This is a genomic window from Streptomyces sp. NBC_00986, assembly GCF_045162565.1.
In the GTDB taxonomy this organism is placed as follows: Bacteria; Actinomycetota; Actinomycetes; order Streptomycetales; family Streptomycetaceae; genus Streptomyces.
On sequence record NZ_CP108733.1, the window covers coordinates 2,977,984 to 2,999,170 of the forward strand.

The window sequence follows — 21,187 nt, forward strand, 5'->3', positions numbered from 1 at the left end:
CGCTGCCTGTGACTGTGTGATGAGGGCGGGCCGCTGCCGGCCGCCCAGATCCTGCTGTATCCCAACACCGATCTGACTCTCTCCTGTCCCAGCACGCGGTCGAAGGCCACGGGCTGGGGCCTGGCGACCGACGACGTCGCATGGGGCGCCGAGCAATGGGTCCCCGACCCGTCCCGGCGCGCCGATCCCGAGGTCAGCCCGCTGCACGCCGGCGATCTCGGCGGGCTGCCGCCCACCGTCGTCGTCACTGCCGAGCACGATCCGCTTCGGGACGAGGGCGACGCCTATGCCGCTCGGCCGGCCGCCGCGAACGTTGCCGTCAGACATCGATGCGAGGCCGGGATGGTCCACGGTTTCCTCACCCTCGACACCCTCTCGCCGGCCGCCGCGGCAGCGGGAGAGAGGGTCTTCGCGGACGTCACCGACATGCTCGGCCACTCCCGCTGACGACTCGTCAGGCAGGGGGTGCCTACCCGCGATCCGAACCTGGTGCGGTGGTGTCACCTGGTGCCGTTTCGGGCTTCGTGTAGAGGACTTCGCGGACCTGCTCCGCGGCACGGAGGATGCTCTCACTGATGAAGTCGCTGAAGCGGGCGATGTTCTCCAGGCGGGCGGCGGCCGGGCTGTCGCGGCCGAGGACACCGACGCCCCGCCGTGCGATCTCGGCGACCTGGGCGGTGCCGCGGGCGCTGGCGATCGTCGACTGGTACCAGACGTCGTCGTCGACGTAGTAGCGCTCGCGGCGGCGTTCGTCGCGTGACCGGCTGACGAGGCCCTGTTCTTCGAGGAATGCGATCGCCTTGGACACGGACGCCGCGCTGACCTGGAGTCGCTGGACGAGTTCGGACGCGGTGAGGCTCCCCGCGTCGGCGACGAAGAGGCAGGTCAGCACCCGAGCCGTCATCTTGGGCAGGCCCTGTTGCATCAGGAGGGTGGTGAACGCCTCCTCGTACTCGCGTACGGCTTCGTCGTCGCGCCCGTTGCTCCGAGCCGGCGCCCCCTGCCCTGGGGGCGGGGTGTGCTTGCGCCGGTGGGCGCGGCGTTCGGTGGCACGGTGGGCCAGGTCGGCGCGGTAGGCGGTGGGGCCGCCGTTGCGCATCACCTCACGCGTGATCGTCGAGGTCGGACGGTCGAGGCGGCGGGCGATCTCGGCGTAGGGGAGGCTGTCGGCCAGCCCCAGCGAGATCTGCCGACGTTCCTGCTGGGTGAGCCTGCCTCCCGGCATCGCGGTCTCCTCGGTGATCCTTCGTGACGGTCCCTGATCCCCCTCACCATAGCGTGCACCCTTCAGTCATTGCAACGAACCGAGCGCTTCCGTTGCATTATCCCTAAGCCCGTTGCAACGATACATAGGTTTTGACCTGCTCATATATGAATCTGCCGCAACAAGAATGTTGCTGAATACAGAAAGGCAACGTAGCGTTTCCGGTGTCAGAAACAACGAGCCGACACTGGAGAACACGATGCAGAAGTTCGACACCCCCGCCCCGATCTCCGCCGTCCTGGACATCCCCGCCGGACGCATCCAGTTCATCGCCGCGGACCGCGCCGACACCACCGTCGAGGTCCGGCCGGCCGACTCGTCCAAGAACCGCGACACCAGGACCGCCGAGCGGACGGAGGTCGTCTACGCCGACGGTGTCCTGCGCATCACGACCCAGGCCCCCGACAACAAGCTCCTCGGCTCCTCCGGATCCCTGGAGGTCACCGTCCGGCTGCCCGCCGGCTCCCGTGTCGAGGCCACGTCCGCCGGTGCCGAACTCCGTGGCGTCGGACGCCTCGGCGACGTCGCCTTCGAAGGCGCGTACCGCCGGATCAAGATCGACGAGGCCGCGAGCGTCCGGCTCACCGCGGTCGACGGCGACGTCGAGGTCGGCCGGCTGGGCGGCCCCGCCGAGATCAGCACCGCGAGGGGCGACATCCGGATCGCCGAGGCGGTGCGCGGCACGGTCGTGCTCCGCACCGAGTCCGGCGACATCACGGTCGGCGCCGCCGCCGGCGTCTCGGCCGCCCTGGACGCCGACACCGGCTACGGCCGCGTCAGCAACTCCCTCAAGAACGACGGCACCACCGAGCTCGGCATCCGCGCCACGACCTCCCGCGGTGACATCACCGCACGCAGCCTCTGAAGGAACACGAGCAGCACCGTCCGCCGAGCCCGCCGCGATCCACCCGCAGGGCCGGCGAGAAGCCGCTGTAGCAGACGCTCCCACGTGACCAGGAGGAACAGAACATGACGAAGAACAGTACTTCCTCGACCGGTTCGAAGTGGACCGGCATGGTGCCGGTCGACGACACCGCCCTGGCCGTCACCGACACCGGCGGTCCCGGTATCCCCGTGGTCTATCTCAACGGCCAGTTCGCCACCCAGGGGTACTGGCGGCAGGTCATCGCCGAACTGGGGGCGGACTGGCGCCACATCACCTACGACGAGCGGGCCCGTGGCAGGAAATCGAAGCGTTCCGCGGACTACTCCTTCGAGGCCGCGGTCCGGGATGTCGACGCCGTCCTCGCGGCCCGGGGTGTGGACCGGGCGCTGGTGGTGGGCTGGTCCTACGGGGCGTTCGTCGCGGCGCACTGGGCCGGCCGCAACCCGGAGCGCGCCCTGGGCGCGGTCCTGGTCGACGGCGCGCAGCCGCACGACTGGCTGGACGAGGCCATGGAGCAGCGGATCCGCAAGACGTTCCGGCGGTTGAACCTCTTCATGCCGCTGCTGCGACCGACGGGCCTGACCCCGCGGATGCACGCCGAACAGATGGCGGACAGCAACATCGAGCTCGGCAGGATCGCCCGCGAGAGCGAGTTGGGCCCCGTCCTGGACAACATCACCGTCCCGGCGCGATACGTGGTCGCTTCGGGGACCTCCCTCGGAAGCAAGGGCGACGAGCAGGAACAGATCCGCGCCAGCCTCGACGGAGTGGTCGCCCGCAACGCGAACATCAAAATCAGCGCGAAGGTCGCCAGCAATCACGACGCGATCCTCAAGAAGGACGCCCCGGCCGTCGCCGACGCCGTACGCGAGATCGCCGGCCTCGACCGCGACCGCCCGCCGCTTCGATGAGCCGCCGGGGCGGCCCCGAGGGAGACCGTCAAGCCGTACGGCACTCGTCCCGGCCGACACGCCGTGGTCGGAGCAGGGGGCTGTCGACCTTGTCCTCGTGCCCCGCAGCGCCGCGCGTAGAGGGGCACAGAGGGAAAGAGCGAGATGTCGAACTGCCCGAACGGTCACCAGTCCGAAACGGACGGCCGGTGCGAGGTGTGCGGCCACCGCATGTCCGCCGCACCGGTCCCCTCCGACCGGCGTCAGCCGCCCGCGAGGGAGGCCGGGCGGGCGGCCGCCGCTGTCCGCTTGCGCCGGGCGCGGAGCAGGAGGACGACTAGCGCGAAGACCTGCGGCACGAGTGCCACGCCGGGCAGGTCGGCGGTCGCCTCGGAGTGGACGGTTCCGGTGCGCCGGATCGTGCCGGCGGGCTCGCCGTCGTCGCCGCCGATCATCGTGTACTCGCGGCCTGCCATCGCGGTCCGCTGGAACGGGATGACCCGCTCTGAGCACGTCATGTGCCGGCTTCGGCACACCCGGTCCGTGGTCGCGACGGGTGTCCCGTCGGCGTCGAGCAGTTCGTACACACCGCTGAGGCGGTGCGTGCGGACGAGGTAGTCGACCCCACGCAGGGTGAACCTCGTGCCGACGCGGCCTCTGTGCAGCGAGAACGTCGTCGGCGCCCGGCCGTCGTCCTCGGTGAGTTCGTACTCCTGGCTCGGCGGATGGATTCTCCTCGCGTGCAACATGACTCCGTGGCACCACCGGCCCAGGGGTCGGGCCCATGCCATCTGTCATGCGTGTCGGGTGACAGACGGAACGGGGGCGCCGGTCATGGGTGGTTGATGGCTGCCCGCATGATCCACGCATCACTGCCGGGCCGGCCTCCGTTTGTCCGCCCCGGCGGCAGCCGGCCGTAGCATGGCCGACGTGGGCGCACGTGATCCCGACGAGTTCTCCGTCGGCCAGTGGCCGGACTGGAGTTTCTGGAAGAACCCGCCGGACGGCCGCAGGATCCGGGGTCGCGTGGCCGTCGCCACGGCCACGGCGCTGGCCTCGCTCGCCTTGGTCGCACGGGTCGAGGACATCGCGCACGGCACTGGATCCGCCCTGCTCAGCTCACTCACGATCGGCTCCATCGTCTGCTACGGCATCGGCTGCGCGGCGGCGGCCCGGTACGGACCGACGGCGTTGCGCCGGGGGCGGATCGCGATCGTGGCCGGGACGGCCTGACCGTCGCCGCGGACCTCCGGCAGGCGCTGCCCGGCTGCCGCACCATCATCTGTACGACCTTCAGCCGGCCCGGTTACCTCGCGCGGGCCATGTCCGCGGGCGCGGCCGGATTCGTCGTGAAGGACTCCCCGCCCGAGCAACTCGTCGACGCGATCCGCCGCGTCCACGCCGGCCTGCGCTTCGTCGATCCGGCCCTCGCCGCGGAAGCACTGGCCGCCGGCACGAGTCCGCTGACCGGGCGTGCGGCGGACGTGCTGCGCGCCGCGGCCGAGGGTGGCACCGTGGCCGACATCGCCAGGGCGCTCCGGCTGTCCCAGGGCACCGTCCGCAACCACCTGTCGTCGGCGATCGGCAAGACCCAGGCCCGCACCCGCGCCGAGGCGGCCCGCCTCGCGGAGGCCAACGGCTGGCTGTGACCGCGGCGCCGCCCGTCAGACCCTGGCCGACCGGACATGCCTCCGACGGCGAGGCTGTCGGATTCCCATCGCGTCCCGCGTCCCGGGTTCCGTTCGAGTCGGTGATCCCGGTACGGCGGTTCACGTCGTACCCCGGGGCAGGGGCAGCAAGCGTGCGTTTCGTCGAGGGGTTCGGTGCCGACGAGGTGATCGACTACACGGCCGTCGACCACACGGAGGCGGTCCGCGACATCGACGCCACGCTCGACACGATCGCGGCGACACCGTCGAGCGGTCGCTCGAAGTACCGCGCCCGCGTGGTCACTTGGTGACGGCGGTCGCCCACCGGGGCATCCGACTCACGTCCGAGATGCCACGCGCCCGCCTCAGCCCGAGCACTCCGCTTGCCCGCGACGACGGCACGGTCCGGCGTCCCCGGTGCAGAACAGCAGGGATCGGCGGCGGCGAATCCGCTGCGACGTCCACCACCGCCCGCCACCGACCGCCGCTCAACTCAGGTGCAGGCCTAGTGTGTTGAGGGGCATCGCCCTCCATCCGACCGCCAAGGAGCAGCAAGGAGCACCGGGCCGTGAAGGTCGAAATCCAGCCGGACGTACGCGATATCGCCGCCCAGCTAGGGGCAGGTGTTCCCTACGCGCTGAAGACTGTGGCCGGCCAGTTGGCCGACGACCCGGACAGGGGCCGGCCCTCGGGGCTGCCCGGCATCCTGACCGTGACGGTCGACGGGGACATGTTCGAGGACTGCCCCGACCTGTCTGTCGGCTACATACGCGAGCCGGACCGTATAGAGATCCGGTTTCTGAGGGCGGCTCCCTCCAACGAGCCCTCCACCGACGCCCACGAGCAGAAGCAAAAGCAGGGACAGAAACAGGAACAGACACAGGAACAGCCTGCCGATCCTGCTGCCGCCGCGCTCACCGTAAGGGAGGTCGCCGATGCCTGGTATCGCATCATCGCCTGGCTCCAGGCCAACGCCCCCGACTCCTACGTCGCGCTCCGCACCGGCGCCGGCTCGGCCGCCATCACCGCGCTGGAAGACGAACTCGGCATCCCGATACCCCTCGAACTGCGCGTCCTGTGGATGCTGAGCGCAGGTGACGACGGGGCCGATGGCCGGGGTTGCCTTCCGGGCAACATGGCTCTGATGAATCCGGACGCCGTGGCCGCCTGCCATCGGCTGAAGACAGATGCCCAGGCTCACCAGGATGCCCTCAACGCCAACCGCCCCGAAGAGAAGCAGATCACCGTGTGGAAGGCGACCCGGATTCCGGTGGTCGCCCTGGGTCCGGCCGACAGCACCACGGGGTTGTATCTGGACGCCGCGACCGGCTACTTGGGCTCCTGGTCCCGCTACAACGAACCCCCCGGCGACGAACTCGACACACTGGTCACCTACTTGGAGGAGACCGCCGACATGCTCGAAGCCCCCACCCTCGCCACCCGGGACAAACCGGGTTTGATCGGCGGGACGTTGGTGTGGCTCAGCGGCATCGACCCTGCACAGGAAACCCGGTGGCAGCCGGTGACCGGCTGACCGAGCACGAGGTGATCCGGGCTTCACGCAACAGCACCACCACACGGGTCGACCTTGAGACACCAGGTTCCATCGACGCCCTGTTCGAGACTGTCGGCGCGGTGGACGCCGTCATCTGCTGTGCGGCCAGCGGTCGGCTGACCCCGCTCGACTCCCCCTCCGACGACGAGTTCACTCCGCGCCCCAACGACCAGGCCAGCCCCCGCCCCGCCCCGCCGAAGGCAACCTGCGCCACGGCGGCCCTGCGGGTTCACCGCGAAGCGCCAAACACAAAACACCAAGCACCAAGCACCAAGCACCAAGCACCGGAGTGGATCATGTCGATGCGCCTTCAGGGCAAGACCGCCCTGGTCACAGGAGCGACCAGCAACATCGGGCGGGCGATCGCGGAGGCCTTCGCCCGCGAGGGGGCGTATGTCGCCGTCTCCGGGCGCAGTGCCGAGCGGGGCCAGGAGGTCGTCGCCGGGATCCGCGCACGCGGCGGCCGTGCCGAGTTCGTGCGGGCCGACCTGGACGGCAGCGCCGCCGCCTCGCGGACGCTGGCCCAGGAGGCGACGCGGGTCCTCGGCGGCCGTATCGACGTCCTGGTCAACAACGCCGGCATCTACCCCCAGGCCACCACGGCGTCCACCGACGAGAAGACCTTCGACCAGGTCTACGCCGTGAACGTTAAGGCCCCGTTCTTCCTGACCGCGGCCGTCGCCCCCGCCATGGTGGAGGCAGGCGGCGTGATCGTCAACCTCGGTTCCTGGATCGCGCGGCTGAGCATCCCCAGCGCCCTCTACAGCTCCACCAAGGGAGCCGTGGAGACGCTGACCCGGGCCTGGGTGGCGGAGTTCGGGCCGCAGGGCGTACGCGTGAACGCGATCTCCCCGGGTGTGGTGCTGGCGCCGGCGCCAGGTGAGAGCCACCCGGCCGAGATCATGATGAAGGGCACCCCCGCCGGCCGGATGGGCACGCCGGACGAGGTCGCGAAGGCCGCCGGGTACCTGGCCGGCGACGATTCCTCGTTCGTGCACGGCATCGTGCTCGACGTCGACGGCGGCCGCACCACCACCGCGGTCATCGCCAACTGACGCTCCCCAAGGCCGACTTCCCGTCCGGACATCAACGCCGGACAGGGCAGGAACACCGCCGACGCGCTCCCGGGAATCACCACGGCCGACCGAGCCGCCGATCGGACCCCGCGTCGAACCCGGCGACCGACCCGGCATCGAAGTGCGCCTCCACGCGCCGCCCTCTCCCCCGCGGCCCCGAACACCCCCAGGGAGAGGGCTAGTTCAGCGATTCGGTTCTCACCGACGGCGCGCCGATCCCCGCCATGGACTTCACGTCGGACCTCGCGGAGTGCGCAGCGGCCCGGCCGCCCCGGAGTCTCCCCTCTCCTCAACACCCGTAGGGGAAAGGGACGTTCACCCGCCCCGACAGACACCCTCCACATTCGCGAACCCGCCCCTCACCCCAACCGCCGCGTAGCCTCCCCCTGCCGCCGCGCCGCCTCCCTCATGAACGACACGACCACTTCCAACTCCTCGTCCGTGTACCGCTCGCACAACTCCCGCAGTGATCCGACGAGTTCAGCGAAGTAGTGCATATTGCGCGCCGCGAACTCCTCGTTGAAGTGCAGCACCACCTTCCGGCCGTCCTCAGGATGCGGAGCCTTGTGCAAGGCCCCCTTCTCCTCCAGGCGGCCGACCAGGGCGGTCACCGACGCGGGCTTGAGGGCGAGGTGACGGGCGAGTTCCCCTGCCGTCAACGGGCCGAGCCGGGCCACCAGGTCCAGCGCCTTCGTGTCGCTGGCGTTCAGGCCCTGACGAGCGGCGAGCGCCGAGTGGAAGAGCACCGCCGCCGTCGAGAGCTCGCGCCCGGCGAGCAGAACCTCGTCCACCACTTCCGCCCGGCCGCCCCGACCTGTGGATTCCTCGCGATTTGTCACCTCGGCATCCTAGCTCTACTATTTAGTTAGATCCATCTAAATAACTAGAAGTAGCCAGAGCCACCTCGAAAGGTCACCGACATGAAGGCATTGATCATCGGCAGCGGCATAGCCGGACCCTCCGCCGCCATGGCGCTCCAGCAGGCCGGCATCGACTCGGTCGTCCACGAAGCCCACGCCTCCGGGGCCGACGGCGTCGGCGTCTTCCTGACGCTCGGCTCCAACGGCATCGACGCCCTGCGCGTCATCGGCGCCGACGCCCCGGCCGTCGCCGCGGGCTTCCCCACCCCGGCGATCGACATGGTCTCCACCACCGGCAAGGCACTGGGCACGGTCCACACCAGCCGCCCGGACGGAGACATCACCAGCCGCACGCTCAAGCGCGCCGACCTCTACCGCGCCGTACGCGACGAGGCGTTGCGCCGGGGTATCCGCATCGAGCAGGGCAAGCGCCTGGTCGACGCGCAGGACACCGGCGACGGCGTGCGCGCAGTGTTCGCCGACGGCAGCGAGGAGTTCGGCGATCTGCTGATCGGCTGCGACGGGCTGCACTCGACGGTCCGCAACCTCATCGACCCCGCGGCCGCCGCCCCCGCGTACTCGGGCCTCATCGGGCTCGGCGGCTACACCCGCGGGGTGCCGGTGAACTCCCAAGTGGGCAGCTACCGGATGGTGTTCGGCAAGCGCGCCTTCTTCGGCTACGTCCCCGCCCCCGACGGCGAGGTCTGGTGGTTCGCCAACCTCCCGCGCCGTGACGAGCCGGCCCGAGGCGAGCTCGAAGGCATCGGTTCCGAGGAGTGGCGACACCGGCTCGTCGACCTCTTCGCCGAAGACACGGGCCCCGCCGCCGAGTTGATCCGCGCGAGCCAGGAGATCACGCCGGCCGGCCCCATGCACGCCATGGTCGACCTCCCGGCCTGGCACCGCGGCCGGATGATCGTCATCGGCGACGCCGCCCACGCCCCCTCGCCGACATCCGGGCAGGGCGCCTCCCTGTCCGTCGAGGACGCCGTGGAGCTGGCCAAGGCACTGCGCGATCTGCCCACGATCGAGGACGCCTTCACCGCGTACGACGCGCTGCGCCGCCCCCGCGTCGAACGGATCGTGAAGCAGGCCGCCCGCGTGAACAACAACAAGGCCGCGGGCCCGGTCGGACGGATCCTCCGCGACCTGGTCATGCCGGTGCTCCTGCCCCGGCTGGCGAACGGCGAGCAGTCGCGGCGGACGTATGGCTACCACATCGACTGGACCGCTCCGGCGGCAGCGGCCGGGGGCGTCGGAACAGCACGGAACTGAGCGCCCGCCTACGGCACCCCCACCTCGAACAGCACATACCCGGCGTACGACCCCGACGCGACGGCCGCGATCCCCAACAGCAGGCACAGCATGGGCAGTTGGAGGGTGCGGAGCTTGACGGCCAACGGGATGAAGAGGGGGAAGCACGGGAGGAGATAGCGGGAGACGTTGCCGAAGATCTGCTGGCTGCCCAGGACCAGCGCGAGGGTGAGCAGGGTGTACACGGTCAGGACTACCGGTGGGCGCAGGCGGATCAGGAGCGGGATCAGAAGTGCGGCCAGCAGCACGACGGCCACGCCGATGATGTCCTCGAAGGGGTACGCGAACAGGTAGTCGAAGCGGCCGACCGCCATCGAGCTGAAGACGTCGGCGGTCTGCTTGCCGTAGTCGAAGGTGTGTCCCCAGGCGCCCTTCTGGAGCGCGAAATAGCCGGCCAGGTTGCCCATGCGGTTGCCGACCCAGAGGAGGTAGCCGATCAGGCCGAGGGGTGCGATCGCCATCGCGATCCATGGGCCCGCGACGTTCTCCCGGCGGCGGTGGAGCGCCTGCAGCGCGGCGACGGTGAGGGCGGCTATCAGTGCTGCGGCCGTCGGGCGGTTGAGGCCGGCGGCGAAGGTGAGGACGCCCGCGGTGAGCCAGCGGTCGGTCATGACGGCGTGGCAGGCCCAGACGGCGAGGGCGATGTAGAGGGACTCCGAGTACGCCGACCACTCCATGCCGGAGCCGGGCCAGACCGCCCACAGCCCGGCAGCAGCCAATCCGGCTCGCCTGCCTCCGAACCTCGCCGTGACGGCGTAGATGCCGAGCGCCGCCGCGAACGACGCCACGACCGACACCAGCATCCCCGAGCCGTACAGACCCAGGCCCGTGACGTCGGAGACCAGTCGCATCGTCGCCGGGTAGAGCGGGAAGAAGGCCGCCGAGTTGCCTTCGAGGGTGATCAGGCCGGTGGCGTCGGGGACTTGGACGAGCGCGGGGTGGTAGCCGTGCGCGGCGATCTGCTGGTACCACCAGCCGTCCCAGGTGGCGAGTACGTCCCAGGCGTGGGCGCCGCCGCCGAAGCGCGGGTTCCTCGTCCGGAAGCCGCCGTCGGAGTCCAGCAGGTACATGAACACGGAGAAGCCGATGAGCTTCAGGACGCCGTACAGCGCGAGCACCGGGCCGTAGTGGCGGACCGCGCGGCGCAGAAATTCACCAACATCCCTGTGAGGCAGGTCGGTTGTGGTCTCTGCGGCGACGGGCGGGGTCAACGTCGTCGTATCGCTCATATCGACGTCTCCTCCGCCTCGCCGCGACGCCCGACCGGGAACACCCAGGCCCGAAAGAGCAGGAACCGTACGAGGGTTGCCGCCAGGTTGGCCGCGACCAGGACCCCGACCTCCGTGGTGCGTGCGGGTGTTGGGGACGTGCGGTGGAGGAGGGCCAGGGAGCCGCTGGTGAGGGCGAGGCCGACCGTGAAGACCAGGAGGCCCTGGGCCTGGTGGCGGAGGGCGCCGACTCGGCCGCGCAGTCCGAACGTCAGGCGGCGGTTCGCGGCCGTGTTGGCGAGGGCGCAGAGCAGCAACGCCAGCGCGTTGGCGGCCTGGCCGCCCGCCGCCGGGCGCAACACGACGTACAGCAGGACGTATCCGGCCGAACTCACCGCTCCTACGGCGGCGAAGCGCAGGAGCTGGGCGGCCAGGCCGGCCGAGTGCGAGCCGTCGACGGCGGCCCGGCGCAGACCCGCCGTCGGGAGCGTGCCGCGCGCCAACTCCCGTCCTATGCGGGCGATTCCGCGCAGGTCGGCCAGTGCCGTGGAGAGGATGTCGACGCGGCTGTCGGGGTCGTCCACCCAGTCGACCGGCACTTCGTGGATACGCAGTCCGGCCCGTTCGGCGATCACCAGCAACTCGGTGTCGAAGAACCACCCCGAGTCCTTCACCAGGGGCAGCAGCCGCTCGGCGACATCACGCCGTACCGCCTTGAAACCGCACTGCGCGTCGGAGAAGCCGACGGCGAGAGTGGACCTCAACAGCGCGTTGTAGCAACGGGAGATGGCCTCCCGCTTGGGGCCGCGCACCACCCGGGAGCCGCGGGCCAGGCGGGTGCCGATCGCGATGTCGGAGTGGCCGGAGATCAGCGGGGCGACCAGCGGGAGGAGCGCCGCGAGGTCGGTCGACAGGTCGACGTCGACGTAGGCGAGCACGGGTGCCCGGGACCCGGACCAGGCCGCGTGCAGGGCCCGGCCCCGGCCCTTCTCGGCGAGCCGTAGCCACTCCAACTCTGGTATTTCAGTGGCTAGTTGGGCCGCGATGCGCGGGGTTCCGTCCGTGCTGGCGTTGTCCGCGATCGTGATGCGGAACGGGTACGGGAACGTCTCCGACAGGTGCGCGTGCAACCGCCGTACGCTCGGTTCGAGGTCCTTCTCCTCGTTGAACACGGGGACGACCACGTCGAGGACCGGCTCGCGGTGGTGTGCCGACACCGGTGTGCGCAACGGTAGTTGGCCCGTCGGACCCGTCTGGCTCGTCAGTATCGTCATGTTCTGTCCTGGTCTGTGGGCTGCCGCAGGGCGTGCGGGATCGCCTGCGGGCGCCATGCCGCAGCTGGGGCTTACGGGTTGGGGTGGTCCCAGGCGGGACGGGTCAGCCGGAGCCGGTCGGGCCCACGGTCGCGGACGACTCCGTCGCCGCCCCCGTCGCCGGCGGTGTCGGGGTCGTACTCGTCGAAGTGCTGTGCCCCGTGGACGTGTTGGCCGTCCCCGTGCTGGAGGGCGGCGGGGCCGTGTCGGTCGTGTTCGGGTCCGAGGACGAGGTGGCCGAACTCCCGGTCGGGGTCGAGGTCGGGGTGGTGGGCGGCAGGGTGGTCCGGGTGGGTGTCGGGCTCGTGGTGGCGCTCGGGGGCGTGTTCGGTGTGCGGGTCGGGGTGGCGGTCGGGAGCGTCGGGGTCACGACCGGTCCGGGCAGCGGGGCCTGCGGTCTGTCGTCCACACGGTCGTGGGGCAGCAGGAAGAAGCCGAGGCCGATTCCGGCGACGGCGAGGGCGGAGCCGACCGCCTTCTGGGCCACGCGGACCCGGCGCCTGGCCCGCACGCCGGAGTGGAGCCGGGTCTGGTGCCTGGGTTCGAAGAGGGTCGTCTCCTGGGTGTCGCGCATCATCCGCGCGAGCTCCCGCTCGAAACGATCGAAGTGATCGCCGTGGCCGAACTGATCACTGTCGTCGAACTGATCACTGTCGTCGAACTGATCGCCGTGGTCGAAGTGGTTCATCAACTCCTCCTCATCCCACCGGTTCGATGACATCGCCGAGGATCCGGCGCAGCCGCGCCACGCCCCGTGACGCATGGGACCGGGCGGTGCCGACCGGACACCCCAGCACTTCGGCGACCTGCCGGTCGGGCAGGTCCTGGTAGTAGCGCAGGACCACGGCGGCCCGTTGCGCGGACGGCAGTTGGGCCAGCGCCGCCTCCAGCCGCGAGCGCTCAGCCACTACGGCGGACACGTCCCCGGCCTCGGCGCGATCTGGCAGCTGCTCGACCGGGCGCTCACCCCACCAGCGCCGCCGCGCCGAACGGGCCGCCGCCCGCGCCAGGATCTTGCGGACGTACGGCTCCGGTGCCTCCTCCGCGATTCTCGGCCAGGCGAACCAGAGCTTGACCATGGCCTCCTGGAGCAGGTCCTCGGCGCGGTGCCGATCGCCTCCCACGAGCAGACAGGCCAGATGGAACAACGCCGACCAGCGGGCTGCCACGAACCCGTCGAACCCGTCGGCCCGACTCTGTTCCATCCGTACCGTCCACCGTCCCCGTTTCGGGCAAGCCCCTTACACAGAGAGAAAGGCCGTTGACCCCGTACCGCGCTGCACTTCGGGGCTGTGATCCGGGTTACATCCCGTTCCGGGGTGCGGTGGTCAAGAGTGCGTCATGTGCGTTCCCGGCTGAGAGGCGCGGGGTCGGCGGACGTATGGGGAGAGCGAGCAGGCAGTACGCACGATCCCCGACGAAGGGCACTTCCTTGATCCCGCGACGCATTGTCCTGAGCCTCGTCGCAGGCCTCGCCTCCACGCTGCTGCTGGGGGCGTGCGGTTCCTCGAACAGCGCCGGTTCCGACAGCACGGCCGCGGTGGACCCGGCCGCGTCGGCTCCCACCACCCCGGCGCCGGCCGCCTCGACGCCGGCCGCCGGCGCCACGACCACGGCGTACACCGTGACGGCCAGGGCGGTCGACGGCGTGGGCACGGTGGTCACCGACACGAACGGGATGACCCTCTACCGCTACGACAAGGACGAGCCGAACCCGTCCAAGTGGACGTGCAAGGGCGCGTGCGTCCAGACGTGGATACCGGTGATCGTGCCGGAGTCCGTGCAGACCTCGGGAGTGGAGAAGAGCCTCATCGGCACGGTCCATCGCGACGGCCGGCCGCAACTCACCCTCGCCGGCTGGCCGTTGTACCGGTACGTCGGCGACACGGCGGCCGGACAGGCGAACGGCCAGGGCAAGGACAACCAGTGGTACGCCGTCGCCCCGTCCGGACAGAAGTCGGCGGCGACGGGCTGACCTCAGTCCTTGTGGGTGACCCTCAGTCCTTGTAGTCGGGGGCGATCCGCTCCACGAGCCGGAGCAGCGCCCCCCACGCGAACTCGTACGCCTTGTCGTCCTGGAGGTCCGAACTGTCGTCCTCGCCGGTGAGTTGACGAGCAGTCAGTTCGCAGACGTCCGGGCTGGGGACGACCAGCGGGGTGCCCGCCGCGGTGGCCGTGGTCTGGATCTCGCAGGCCTTGTCCAGGTAGTACATGCGCAGGAACGCCTGCGCGGGGGTCTCCCCTACGGTGAGCAGGCCGTGGTTGCGCAGGATCATCGCGGGGTGGCGGCCCAAGTCGGCGACCAGGCGCCGCTGTTCGGCGAGGTTGAGGGCGACGCCTTCGTAGTCGTGGTAGCCGAGCCTGCCGTAGAACTCCATGGAGATCTGGTTGAGCGGGAGCAGGCCGTGCTGCTGGGCGGCGACCGCGCAGCCCGCCCTGGTGTGGGTGTGCAGGACGCAGTGGGCGTCGGGGCGGGCGGCGTGGACGGCGCTGTGGATGACGAAGCCGGCCGGGTTGACCGGGTGTCGGGAGTCCTCGACGGCGCGGCCGGACAGGTCGATCTTGACGAGGCTGGACGCGGTGATCTCCTCGAAGAGGAGGCCGTACGGGTTGATCAGGAAGTGGCGTTCGGGGCCCGGGAGGCGGACCGAGATGTGCGTGAAGATCAGGTCGGTCATCCGGAAGTGCGCCACGAGCCGGTAGACCGCGGCGAGTTCGCGGCGCAGCCGGAGTTCTTCTGTGGAGAGGGTGGTGGCGTACATGGGGACCTTCCGATGAGATACGGCACGTGCGGGTGCGGGTGGGCGCTACCGGAACAGCGGGTCAGACCACGCTCAACTCCGTTGCGGCGACGGCCTGTTCGCCTGCCAGGCGGCGGTGCCAGGCCTGAACCACGGCTTCCTCCGTCGGCCTGGTGAGGAGGCTGACGGCGACATGGGCGACCAGGCCGGCCGACAGGCCGTAGTAGATGGGCTCGTTGGCGAGGAGGCCGTCGGTCACCATGAAGACGATCACCGTGGTGCCGCCCGCGATCATCGAGGCCATGGCGCCGGGGAGGTTGCCGCGCTTCCAGACGAGGCCGCCGAGGATGGGCACCAACAGGCCGCCGACGAGCAGGTTGTAGGCGACGGTGAGGGCTTCGATGACGTCGCCGAGGGCGCAGGCGATGCCCATCGCCGCGACGCCGAGGACGACGATCGCGAGCCGGTTCGAGCCGATCTCGTCGTCCTTCGGACCCGTGGTCGTACGGCGGCGCAGCCGCGCCCAGATGTCGTTGTTGGCGACGGTGGCCGAGGCGATCAGCGCGCCGCTCGCGGTGGACATCATCGCGGAGAGCGCGGCGGCCAGGACGAGGCCCCGGACGCCGGTGGGCAGGGCGTGCCGGACGATCGTCGCGAACGCGTCGTCGGCGCTGGCGAGTTGGGGGTAGAGGGACTTGGTCGCCATGCCGATGACGGCGCCTGCCAGGGCGTAGACCAGGCAGTAGACGCCGGCGACCGTGCCGCCCCAGGAGGCGACTCTGTCGGAGCGGGCGGTGAACACCCGCTGCCAGATGTCCTGGCCGATGAGCATGCCGAAGGTGTAGATCAGCACGAAGGTGACGATGGTCCGGCCGCCGATGGAGGTCGGGGAGAAGTAGCCGTCCGGGAGTTTGTCCGCCATCTCGGCGAAGCCGCCCGCCCTGACCACGGCGATGGGCAGCAGCAGGACCAGCACTCCCAGGCTCTTGACCACGAACTGCACCATGTCGGTGAGGGTGATGGACCACATGCCGCCGAGCGCCGAGTAGCCGACGACGATCGTGCCGCCGATGACCACCGCGACCCAGCGGGGCACGTCGAACAGGACGTCGAAGACACTGGCGTACGCGATCGTCGAGGTCACGACCAGCATCAGCGTGTAGATCCACATCACGATGCCGGAGATCACGGCGGCGGTGTCGCCGTAGCGCAGGGAGAGCATCTCGGCGACGGTGTAGACCTTGAGGCGGGCGATGCGGGCGGAGAAGAAGACCGACAGGGCCAGCAGTCCGAGGCCGATCGCGAAGACCATCGCGGCGCCGGAGATGCCGTAGGTGTAGCCGAGGCGTACGCCACCGATGGTGGAGGCGCCGCCGAGGACGACGGCGGCCATCGTGCCGGTGTACATGAGCGGGCCCAGCCGCCGTCCGGCGACCAGGAAGTCGCTCTTGGACGCGGCGCGTTTCCTGCCCCACCAGCCCACGCCGATGATGCCCAGCAGGTATGCGGCCATGACGAAGTAGTCGACGGTCATCAGAGTCCTCCGGAAGCGGACGGAGCGGAGAGTTCGGAGAGAGTCGGCGACCGGGTGCGGGCCGGGCCGGGACAGTGCCCTGCGAGTGGCATGACGATATCGACGCACGCGCCGACGACGCAGTGGCGGAATGGTCCAATGTGAAGGCGACTGTTGGATGAATCCCGCAGTCACGACCGCCACCCCCGGCCGGGAGGATGCCCCCCTCATGACCGAGCCCACCGACGCCGAACAGCCCTCCGTACCCCTGAGCGTGCTGCTCACCGACCCCGCCCTGGACCTGTGCCAGATCGCGGGGCCCGCCGCCGGGGACCACCGGGTCAGCACGGTCGGCACCACGGAGATCGAGGACCCGTCGCCGTACCTGGTGGGCGGCGAACTGCTGCTCACGGCAGGCGTGCGCCTCCCTGCCGACGCGGAGGGCATCGACACGTATGTGCGGGGCGTCGTCGGCGCCGGGGTGACCGCGCTCGGCTTCGGTGTCGTCCCCGTGCACGACGAGGTGCCGCCCGAACTGGTCGCCGCCTGCGACCGCCATGGACTGCCGTTGCTACGGCTGCCGCCGGCCACCCCGTTCGTGGCGGTCGGGCAGGCCACCTACGCGGCGATCGCCGAGGTCCGCAACCGTGAGCTGCGCGAGATCTCCCGGGCCCAGTCGGCACTGGCCACGGCCGCCGCCCGGCCGGACGCGCTCCGGGCGGTGCTCACGCAGCTCAGCGGGCACACCGGTGCTTGGGCGGTCCTCCACGACGCCCGGGGCCATGAACTGTTCAGCGCCGGTCCCCGGCCCGCGCCGCCGACACCGGAACGGGTGCGCGAGCTCGCGCAGCGCACGATCGCCCGGGTCCGAACAGGCGCTGCCGGACGGCCCGTTCCGACCGCGGCCGCCGATCACCAGGGCGGCACCCACCTGACCGTGCACACCCTGCCCGGCGCGGACGGCACCGCGACGGCACTCGCCCTCGGCCAGGCCGCCACCACTCCCCCGACCCTGGTCCACCGCCAGGTCACCAGTACGGCGGCGGTGTTGCTGGCCCTGCTCACCAGTCCACGGCACGCCCTGGGCACGGACACGCACAGCGCGGGGGCGTTGGTACGGCTGATGCTGGGGGCCACCCCGGCCGACGTGGCGGACTCACTCGCGCCCGCCGACACGACGGAGGCCACCGGACACTGGGTCGTGGTCCACGGTCGGCACCCGTCCCCGCGCTCCGCCCAGAGCGACGATCCGGCCCAACTCGCCACCCTGGGAACGGCGTTGGGCACGCCTTACCTCTACATCGACGGCTCCGAGCTGAAGGCCCTGGTCGCCGGCGCGCCGGACTCCCGCCCCGAAGTGCCCGCCCAGGCCGCCGACTTGGGCTGGGTCCTCGGGTTCAGCACACCCGCGCCGGCCTCGGACCTGGCGCATGCCGATGTGCAGGCCGGGCGGGCCCTGCAACGCGCGATCGCGGCGCAGGTGCCCGCCGTCGTCCACACCAGGGACCCGCTCACCGTCCACGGGATCGTCCCGTCCGCCGACGCCCGGGAGTTGGCCCGCACCCGTTTCGCCCCGCTGGACGGGGCCGCGTCCCCGGGTGCCGCGATCCTCCTCGACACCCTGCGGACGTGGCTGACCCTGCACGGGAGTTGGGACCGCACGGCGGCGGCCCTGCACGTCCACCGGAACACCGTGCGGCACCGTCTGGCACGGGTCGCCGAACTGCTCGATGTGGACCTGCAGGACCCCGGCGTGCGGATGGAACTCTGGTTCGCCCTGCACTGGTTGCCGGACGCGGACCGCTCCTTAGGATCTAGCGATGGCCGTCGGAGCGCTTGCGGTGGAGGGTGAAGTTCTCGAACACCGACAGGTCGCCGTTCGGCTTGTTCACGTTGTAGTAGGTCACGTGCATGCGGGTGGTGTCGCCGGCGTGGCTGCCCGGGTCGACGGTGAACGCGGCGAAGCCGTAGGGGTGTTCGGTGTCACGGACGCCGATCCAGACCGCCTCCTCCTGCGTGTACGTGGAGGTGCGCTTGCCGTTGGAGCCGGGTGTCGCCGAGACGGACGTGATGACCTTGCCGGTGCCGTCCTTGAAGAAGCTCTGGTTCGTGGTGCCCGAGACTCCGCCGCCGCCGAGGATCATGTGCACGGTGCCGAGGCCGGTGTCGATGTTGTCGGTGGCCGTGGAGACCGGGTTGGGGGTCAGCGTCTCCGTGCCGCTGACGACTCCGCGGACGGCCAGCGAGCGCTCGTAGTTGTGCTCGTGACCGCACAGCACCAGGTCCACGCCGTAGCGGTCGAAGAGGGGGCCGTACTTCTGGCGCAGGCCGAGGTCGGCGCCGTTCGCGTCGGTGGAGCTGACCATGACCTGGTGCATGGCGACAACGATCCAGTCGGTGTCGCGCGAGGCCCGGGCCGCCTTCAACTCCTTCTCCAGGAAGGCAAGTTGGCGTCCGCCGGAGTAGCCGCTGATGTAGACGTCGCCGCCGTCCTGGAGGCAGTTGTCGTCGTTCTGCAGCACGATCACGCGGACCGAGCCGGCCGTGAACGCGTAGTAGAGGCCCGCGAGTTCGGCGTCGGTCTCGGTGGACGGGAGCGCGAAGTAGGTCTGGTAGGCGCCGAGTCCGATCGGGCCGTTGGCCTTCTCGATCTCGTGGTTGCCGGCCGCCGGCATCCAGGGGCGGAAGCGGGCCGAACGGGTGTTGTTGGTGAAGAAGTTGTTCCAGGTGCGCACCCGGTCGACGTCCAGGTTGGCGTAGCAGAGGTCGCCGTTGAGGAGGTGGAAGAGCGGGGCGACCTGCTCGATGCCGGTGACGATGTCCTTGGTCGCGGGAGTGGAGTTCGCGTCCAGCGCCACCGTGCCGTTGGCCGCCCAGGTGACCTGCGGGGCGGACTGGTCGCCGAAGCTGGTGAAGGTGAGCGGCTTGCGTCCGCGGGGAGCGGTGCGGAACGTGCCGCTGTCGGGCGTCGCCCCGTCGTGGGTGGCGAGGTAGAGGTAGTCGGTGTCCGGGGTGAGCCGGTTCAGCGCGGCGTGGTGGACGTAGACGGTGCGGCTGGAGGTGCCGTCGACGTAGGTGACGGTGCGGGCCTTGGCGCTGGAGCCGAAGCCGTGCTCCAGCGTGCCGTAGCGCACGACAGGTCTGTTCACCGGTTTGTCGGTGATCCAGGAGACGTTCATCTGGGTGCGCGGGTCCGCGCCGAAGGTGAGGTGCAGGCCCTGGACCGGAGTTGCGCCGGAGGAGTCCGCGGTGAGGTGAAGGGCCGGGGCGGCGAGCGGTGCGGCCTGCGCCGTGCCTGCTCCCAGCAAGGGGGTGACGGCCGCGCCGGCGCCGGCCGTACCGAGGAGTCCCAGCGCGTGGCGTCGGCTGAACCCTTCGGACGACTGCGTCGACTCGTCCGGTGTCTCTGTCTGTGCGGTCATGATGCCCTCCCTGGCGAGCAGTTGAGCTGACAACGTCCGCACATTGGCGCTTCCCGGCGGCCCCCGAGTGAACAGTGCGTTGCCAGACGGTCATTGCGGCACGGGGCGTCGGCGTCGGGACGGATTCTTGCCCCGCGCTTTGCCAGGGACCGCCCCTTCGTTGACACGGACGGTCGGCCGAGCGGAAGTCGGGGAGCCATTTCCGGCCACCGCCGGCACCGCGTCACGGGCGCGTCAAGAATCGACGCTTCCGCGTCAGACGCGCGCCAACAGGGCGATACGTCCGCTCTCTTCGGCCCTTCGATGGGACACGCAGACGTCTGTGTACGCCGAGGAGTGAGCGACGATGAGCAGTGACGGACGGGCACGTGCCGTGGTCGGAGTGAGCGGTTCGCCGGGCAGCCTGGCGGCGCTGCACCGGGCGGTGCGGGAGGCCCGCCGCACCGGCGCCGAGCTGCTGGCCGTGCTGGCCTGGGAGCCGCCCGGCGGTGAACTCGCGCACGGGCGCTCGATGTTGGCCGCTCCGGCGTCCCACCTCCGGCGCGACGCCGCCGACCGGCTCCTCGCCGTGCTCGACGCGGCCTTCGGCGAGCCGGGCCCCGGGGTCCCCTTCCAAGGTCTCGTCGTCCGGGGTACGGCGGGCCGCGCCCTGGTGGAGACCGCCGACCGGCCCGACGATCTCCTGGTCGTCGGCGCGGGCCCGCGCGGGCCGCTCCGCGGCTTGTTCCCGTCCGTCTCCCGCTACTGCGTCGCCCACGCCGCGTGCCCGGTCCTGACCGTGCCGCCGTCGCCCCTGGAGAGCGAGCTGGCCTCGCTGCACCGCCGTATCTCCTTGGGGCGGGCGGTGGACGCGCGGGAGCTGACGGAGGGCGGGGCCTGACCGGCCACCCGTGCCCCGTCAGCACCGCGTTATGGCTGTGCCGCTCCCCGTCAAGCATCCGTCAGCAAGGCACCCGTACCCCCGCCCGGCGGGCATAGCTTCGAGGAAGCGCCAGGTCAGACCGATCCGGCCACGCACAACGCCTTGTACAAGGAGCCGCACGATGTCTCCAGTCGAATCTGCCGAGAAGACCCCCGCGGACCCCGCCGCCGCCGAGGACCCCGAGCCCGCCGAACCCGTCCCGGCCGGGCTGCTGTTCGTCCCCGTCCGGTCGGGACCCGCGGGCTGCACGGCCCGGTTCTTCCGCACCCCGCTGGGCGGCCGCACGGTGGTCGGTTTCACCTCGGCGGCGCGGCTCGCCGCGACCCTCGGCGGCGAGCAGGCCTGCATCAGGCTCTCCGAACCCGCGCTGCGCGCCCTCGCCGCGCCGCTCGGCGTCACCGCGCTCACCGTCGACCCGCAGTTCTCCGCCCCCGCCGCCGACCGTACGACGGCCGCCGAGCGGGAGCGGGCGAACTCCTGGCGCCGCTGGCACCCCCAGCACGTCGGTGCTCTGCGTGCGACCGGCGCCGTCGCCGTCGTCGCGTGCCTGAACCTGCTGATCGGCTGAGGAGAC

At 70.8% G+C, this 21,187-nt stretch carries 22 protein-coding genes and 1 pseudogene; 13 read left to right on the forward strand and 10 right to left on the reverse strand.

Translation table 11 applies throughout. From position 1 onward, the window contains the following. Positions 1 to 12 precede the first annotated feature (12 nt). Positions 13 to 447 carry an alpha/beta hydrolase fold domain-containing protein gene (locus OG504_RS13065; protein WP_405996322.1) on the forward strand — a complete coding sequence of 145 codons (435 nt, stop codon included), beginning with the start codon at positions 13 to 15 and terminating at the stop codon, positions 445 to 447. A gap of 22 nt (positions 448 to 469) precedes the next feature. Here the strand turns inward: OG504_RS13065 and OG504_RS13070 are convergent, their stop codons facing one another. Further along, complete coding sequence (locus OG504_RS13070; RefSeq protein ID WP_405989965.1) at positions 470 to 1,225, reverse strand: helix-turn-helix domain-containing protein; 756 nt, start codon at positions 1,223 to 1,225, stop codon at positions 470 to 472. A gap of 238 nt (positions 1,226 to 1,463) precedes the next feature. On the opposite strand from OG504_RS13070, the gene OG504_RS13075 reads away from it, so the two are divergent. Further along, positions 1,464 to 2,129: a DUF4097 family beta strand repeat-containing protein gene (locus OG504_RS13075; protein ID WP_405989966.1), complete on the forward strand. Its 666-nt coding sequence runs from the start codon at positions 1,464 to 1,466 to the stop codon at positions 2,127 to 2,129. 104 nt (positions 2,130 to 2,233) lie between these two features. Continuing rightward, on the forward strand, positions 2,234 to 3,061 hold the full coding sequence (locus OG504_RS13080; RefSeq protein WP_405989967.1) for an alpha/beta fold hydrolase: 828 nt from the start codon (positions 2,234 to 2,236) through the stop codon (positions 3,059 to 3,061). 242 nt (positions 3,062 to 3,303) lie between these two features. Here the strand turns inward: OG504_RS13080 and OG504_RS13085 are convergent, their stop codons facing one another. After that, the gene (locus OG504_RS13085) at positions 3,304 to 3,789 is read right to left on the reverse strand and encodes a hypothetical protein (RefSeq protein WP_405989968.1); all 486 of its coding nucleotides are present in this window, start codon (positions 3,787 to 3,789) and stop codon (positions 3,304 to 3,306) included. A 181-nt stretch (positions 3,790 to 3,970) separates the two neighbouring features. Between OG504_RS13085 and OG504_RS13090 the strand changes: the two genes are divergently transcribed. The 5 genes and pseudogenes from OG504_RS13090 to OG504_RS13110 all read left to right on the forward strand — a co-directional run bounded on the left by OG504_RS13090 (position 3,971) and on the right by OG504_RS13110 (position 7,299). Beyond that, complete coding sequence (locus tag OG504_RS13090) at positions 3,971 to 4,273, forward strand: hypothetical protein (protein WP_405996640.1); 303 nt, start codon at positions 3,971 to 3,973, stop codon at positions 4,271 to 4,273. Continuing rightward, positions 4,258 to 4,689, forward strand: a pseudogene (locus OG504_RS13095) (LuxR C-terminal-related transcriptional regulator); the annotation flags it as partial. The gene OG504_RS13090 and the pseudogene OG504_RS13095, both read left to right, overlap by 16 nt. Before the next feature lie 152 nt (positions 4,690 to 4,841). Beyond that, positions 4,842 to 5,000: a hypothetical protein gene (locus OG504_RS13100; protein ID WP_405989969.1), complete on the forward strand. Its 159-nt coding sequence runs from the start codon at positions 4,842 to 4,844 to the stop codon at positions 4,998 to 5,000. 257 nt (positions 5,001 to 5,257) lie between these two features. Then, positions 5,258 to 6,223 (forward strand): hypothetical protein, encoded by a 966-nt coding sequence (locus tag OG504_RS13105; RefSeq protein ID WP_405989970.1) that lies wholly within the window; start codon positions 5,258 to 5,260, stop codon positions 6,221 to 6,223. 317 nt (positions 6,224 to 6,540) lie between these two features. Continuing rightward, on the forward strand, positions 6,541 to 7,299 hold the full coding sequence (locus OG504_RS13110) for an SDR family NAD(P)-dependent oxidoreductase (RefSeq protein ID WP_405996323.1): 759 nt from the start codon (positions 6,541 to 6,543) through the stop codon (positions 7,297 to 7,299). A gap of 380 nt (positions 7,300 to 7,679) precedes the next feature. Here OG504_RS13110 and OG504_RS13115 read toward each other — a convergent pair whose 3' ends face one another. Next, on the reverse strand, positions 7,680 to 8,159 hold the full coding sequence (locus OG504_RS13115; protein WP_405989971.1) for a MarR family transcriptional regulator: 480 nt from the start codon (positions 8,157 to 8,159) through the stop codon (positions 7,680 to 7,682). An 81-nt stretch (positions 8,160 to 8,240) separates the two neighbouring features. Between OG504_RS13115 and OG504_RS13120 the strand changes: the two genes are divergently transcribed. Further along, positions 8,241 to 9,455: an FAD-dependent monooxygenase gene (locus OG504_RS13120; protein ID WP_405989972.1), complete on the forward strand. Its 1,215-nt coding sequence runs from the start codon at positions 8,241 to 8,243 to the stop codon at positions 9,453 to 9,455. An 8-nt stretch (positions 9,456 to 9,463) separates the two neighbouring features. Here the strand turns inward: OG504_RS13120 and OG504_RS13125 are convergent, their stop codons facing one another. The 4 genes from OG504_RS13125 to OG504_RS13140 form a co-directional block, all read right to left on the reverse strand. After that, positions 9,464 to 10,723, reverse strand: a complete 1,260-nt coding sequence (locus tag OG504_RS13125) for a hypothetical protein (protein ID WP_405989973.1) — start codon at positions 10,721 to 10,723, stop codon at positions 9,464 to 9,466. After that, the gene (locus OG504_RS13130; protein WP_405989974.1) at positions 10,720 to 11,976 is read right to left on the reverse strand and encodes a glycosyltransferase; all 1,257 of its coding nucleotides are present in this window, start codon (positions 11,974 to 11,976) and stop codon (positions 10,720 to 10,722) included. The genes OG504_RS13125 and OG504_RS13130 overlap by 4 nt, the downstream gene beginning before the upstream one ends. A gap of 103 nt (positions 11,977 to 12,079) precedes the next feature. Further along, entirely contained in the window at positions 12,080 to 12,703 is a 624-nt protein-coding gene (locus OG504_RS13135; protein ID WP_405989975.1) for a hypothetical protein, read from the reverse strand. Between the two features lie 10 nt (positions 12,704 to 12,713). Beyond that, positions 12,714 to 13,220, reverse strand: a complete 507-nt coding sequence (locus OG504_RS13140; protein WP_405989976.1) for a SigE family RNA polymerase sigma factor — start codon at positions 13,218 to 13,220, stop codon at positions 12,714 to 12,716. A 227-nt stretch (positions 13,221 to 13,447) separates the two neighbouring features. On the opposite strand from OG504_RS13140, the gene OG504_RS13145 reads away from it, so the two are divergent. Next, entirely contained in the window at positions 13,448 to 13,990 is a 543-nt protein-coding gene (locus OG504_RS13145; protein WP_405989977.1) for a hypothetical protein, read from the forward strand. A 22-nt stretch (positions 13,991 to 14,012) separates the two neighbouring features. Here the strand turns inward: OG504_RS13145 and OG504_RS13150 are convergent, their stop codons facing one another. Both OG504_RS13150 and OG504_RS13155 read right to left on the reverse strand, forming a co-directional pair. Beyond that, entirely contained in the window at positions 14,013 to 14,777 is a 765-nt protein-coding gene (locus OG504_RS13150) for a class II aldolase/adducin family protein (protein WP_405989978.1), read from the reverse strand. Between the two features lie 61 nt (positions 14,778 to 14,838). Beyond that, positions 14,839 to 16,290 (reverse strand): sodium:solute symporter, encoded by a 1,452-nt coding sequence (locus OG504_RS13155; protein ID WP_405989979.1) that lies wholly within the window; start codon positions 16,288 to 16,290, stop codon positions 14,839 to 14,841. Between the two features lie 208 nt (positions 16,291 to 16,498). Here OG504_RS13155 and OG504_RS13160 point away from each other — a divergent pair, with 208 nt between their 5' ends. Beyond that, complete coding sequence (locus tag OG504_RS13160; protein WP_405989980.1) at positions 16,499 to 18,121, forward strand: PucR family transcriptional regulator; 1,623 nt, start codon at positions 16,499 to 16,501, stop codon at positions 18,119 to 18,121. Here OG504_RS13160 and OG504_RS13165 read toward each other — a convergent pair. After that, complete coding sequence (locus tag OG504_RS13165) at positions 18,084 to 19,691, reverse strand: purple acid phosphatase family protein (protein WP_405989981.1); 1,608 nt, start codon at positions 19,689 to 19,691, stop codon at positions 18,084 to 18,086. The genes OG504_RS13160 and OG504_RS13165 overlap by 38 nt on opposite strands. A 346-nt stretch (positions 19,692 to 20,037) precedes the next feature. Between OG504_RS13165 and OG504_RS13170 the strand changes: the two genes are divergently transcribed. Both OG504_RS13170 and OG504_RS13175 read left to right on the forward strand, forming a co-directional pair. Beyond that, positions 20,038 to 20,571 (forward strand): universal stress protein, encoded by a 534-nt coding sequence (locus tag OG504_RS13170; RefSeq protein ID WP_405989982.1) that lies wholly within the window; start codon positions 20,038 to 20,040, stop codon positions 20,569 to 20,571. A gap of 163 nt (positions 20,572 to 20,734) precedes the next feature. Continuing rightward, positions 20,735 to 21,181: an SAV_915 family protein gene (locus OG504_RS13175; protein ID WP_405989983.1), complete on the forward strand. Its 447-nt coding sequence runs from the start codon at positions 20,735 to 20,737 to the stop codon at positions 21,179 to 21,181. Positions 21,182 to 21,187: the final 6 nt, after the last annotated feature.

Coding starts and splice junctions, on each gene's coding strand:
- OG504_RS13080 (WP_405989967.1), top strand. CDS start 2,234: ATGACGAAGAACAGTACTTCCTCGACCGGTTCGAAGTGGACCGGCATG.
- OG504_RS13085 (WP_405989968.1), bottom strand. CDS start 3,789: ATGTTGCACGCGAGGAGAATCCATCCGCCGAGCCAGGAGTACGAACTC.
- OG504_RS13150 (WP_405989978.1), bottom strand. CDS start 14,777: ATGTACGCCACCACCCTCTCCACAGAAGAACTCCGGCTGCGCCGCGAA.
- OG504_RS13120 (WP_405989972.1), top strand. CDS start 8,241: ATGAAGGCATTGATCATCGGCAGCGGCATAGCCGGACCCTCCGCCGCC.
- OG504_RS13110 (WP_405996323.1), top strand. CDS start 6,541: ATGTCGATGCGCCTTCAGGGCAAGACCGCCCTGGTCACAGGAGCGACC.
- OG504_RS13155 (WP_405989979.1), bottom strand. CDS start 16,290: ATGACCGTCGACTACTTCGTCATGGCCGCATACCTGCTGGGCATCATC.
- OG504_RS13130 (WP_405989974.1), bottom strand. CDS start 11,976: ATGACGATACTGACGAGCCAGACGGGTCCGACGGGCCAACTACCGTTG.
- OG504_RS13165 (WP_405989981.1), bottom strand. CDS start 19,691: ATGACCGCACAGACAGAGACACCGGACGAGTCGACGCAGTCGTCCGAA.
- OG504_RS13175 (WP_405989983.1), top strand. CDS start 20,735: ATGTCTCCAGTCGAATCTGCCGAGAAGACCCCCGCGGACCCCGCCGCC.
- OG504_RS13160 (WP_405989980.1), top strand. CDS start 16,499: ATGACCGAGCCCACCGACGCCGAACAGCCCTCCGTACCCCTGAGCGTG.
- OG504_RS13170 (WP_405989982.1), top strand. CDS start 20,038: ATGAGCAGTGACGGACGGGCACGTGCCGTGGTCGGAGTGAGCGGTTCG.
- OG504_RS13125 (WP_405989973.1), bottom strand. CDS start 10,723: ATGAGCGATACGACGACGTTGACCCCGCCCGTCGCCGCAGAGACCACA.
- OG504_RS13075 (WP_405989966.1), top strand. CDS start 1,464: ATGCAGAAGTTCGACACCCCCGCCCCGATCTCCGCCGTCCTGGACATC.
- OG504_RS13070 (WP_405989965.1), bottom strand. CDS start 1,225: ATGCCGGGAGGCAGGCTCACCCAGCAGGAACGTCGGCAGATCTCGCTG.
- OG504_RS13135 (WP_405989975.1), bottom strand. CDS start 12,703: ATGAACCACTTCGACCACGGCGATCAGTTCGACGACAGTGATCAGTTC.
- OG504_RS13140 (WP_405989976.1), bottom strand. CDS start 13,220: ATGGAACAGAGTCGGGCCGACGGGTTCGACGGGTTCGTGGCAGCCCGC.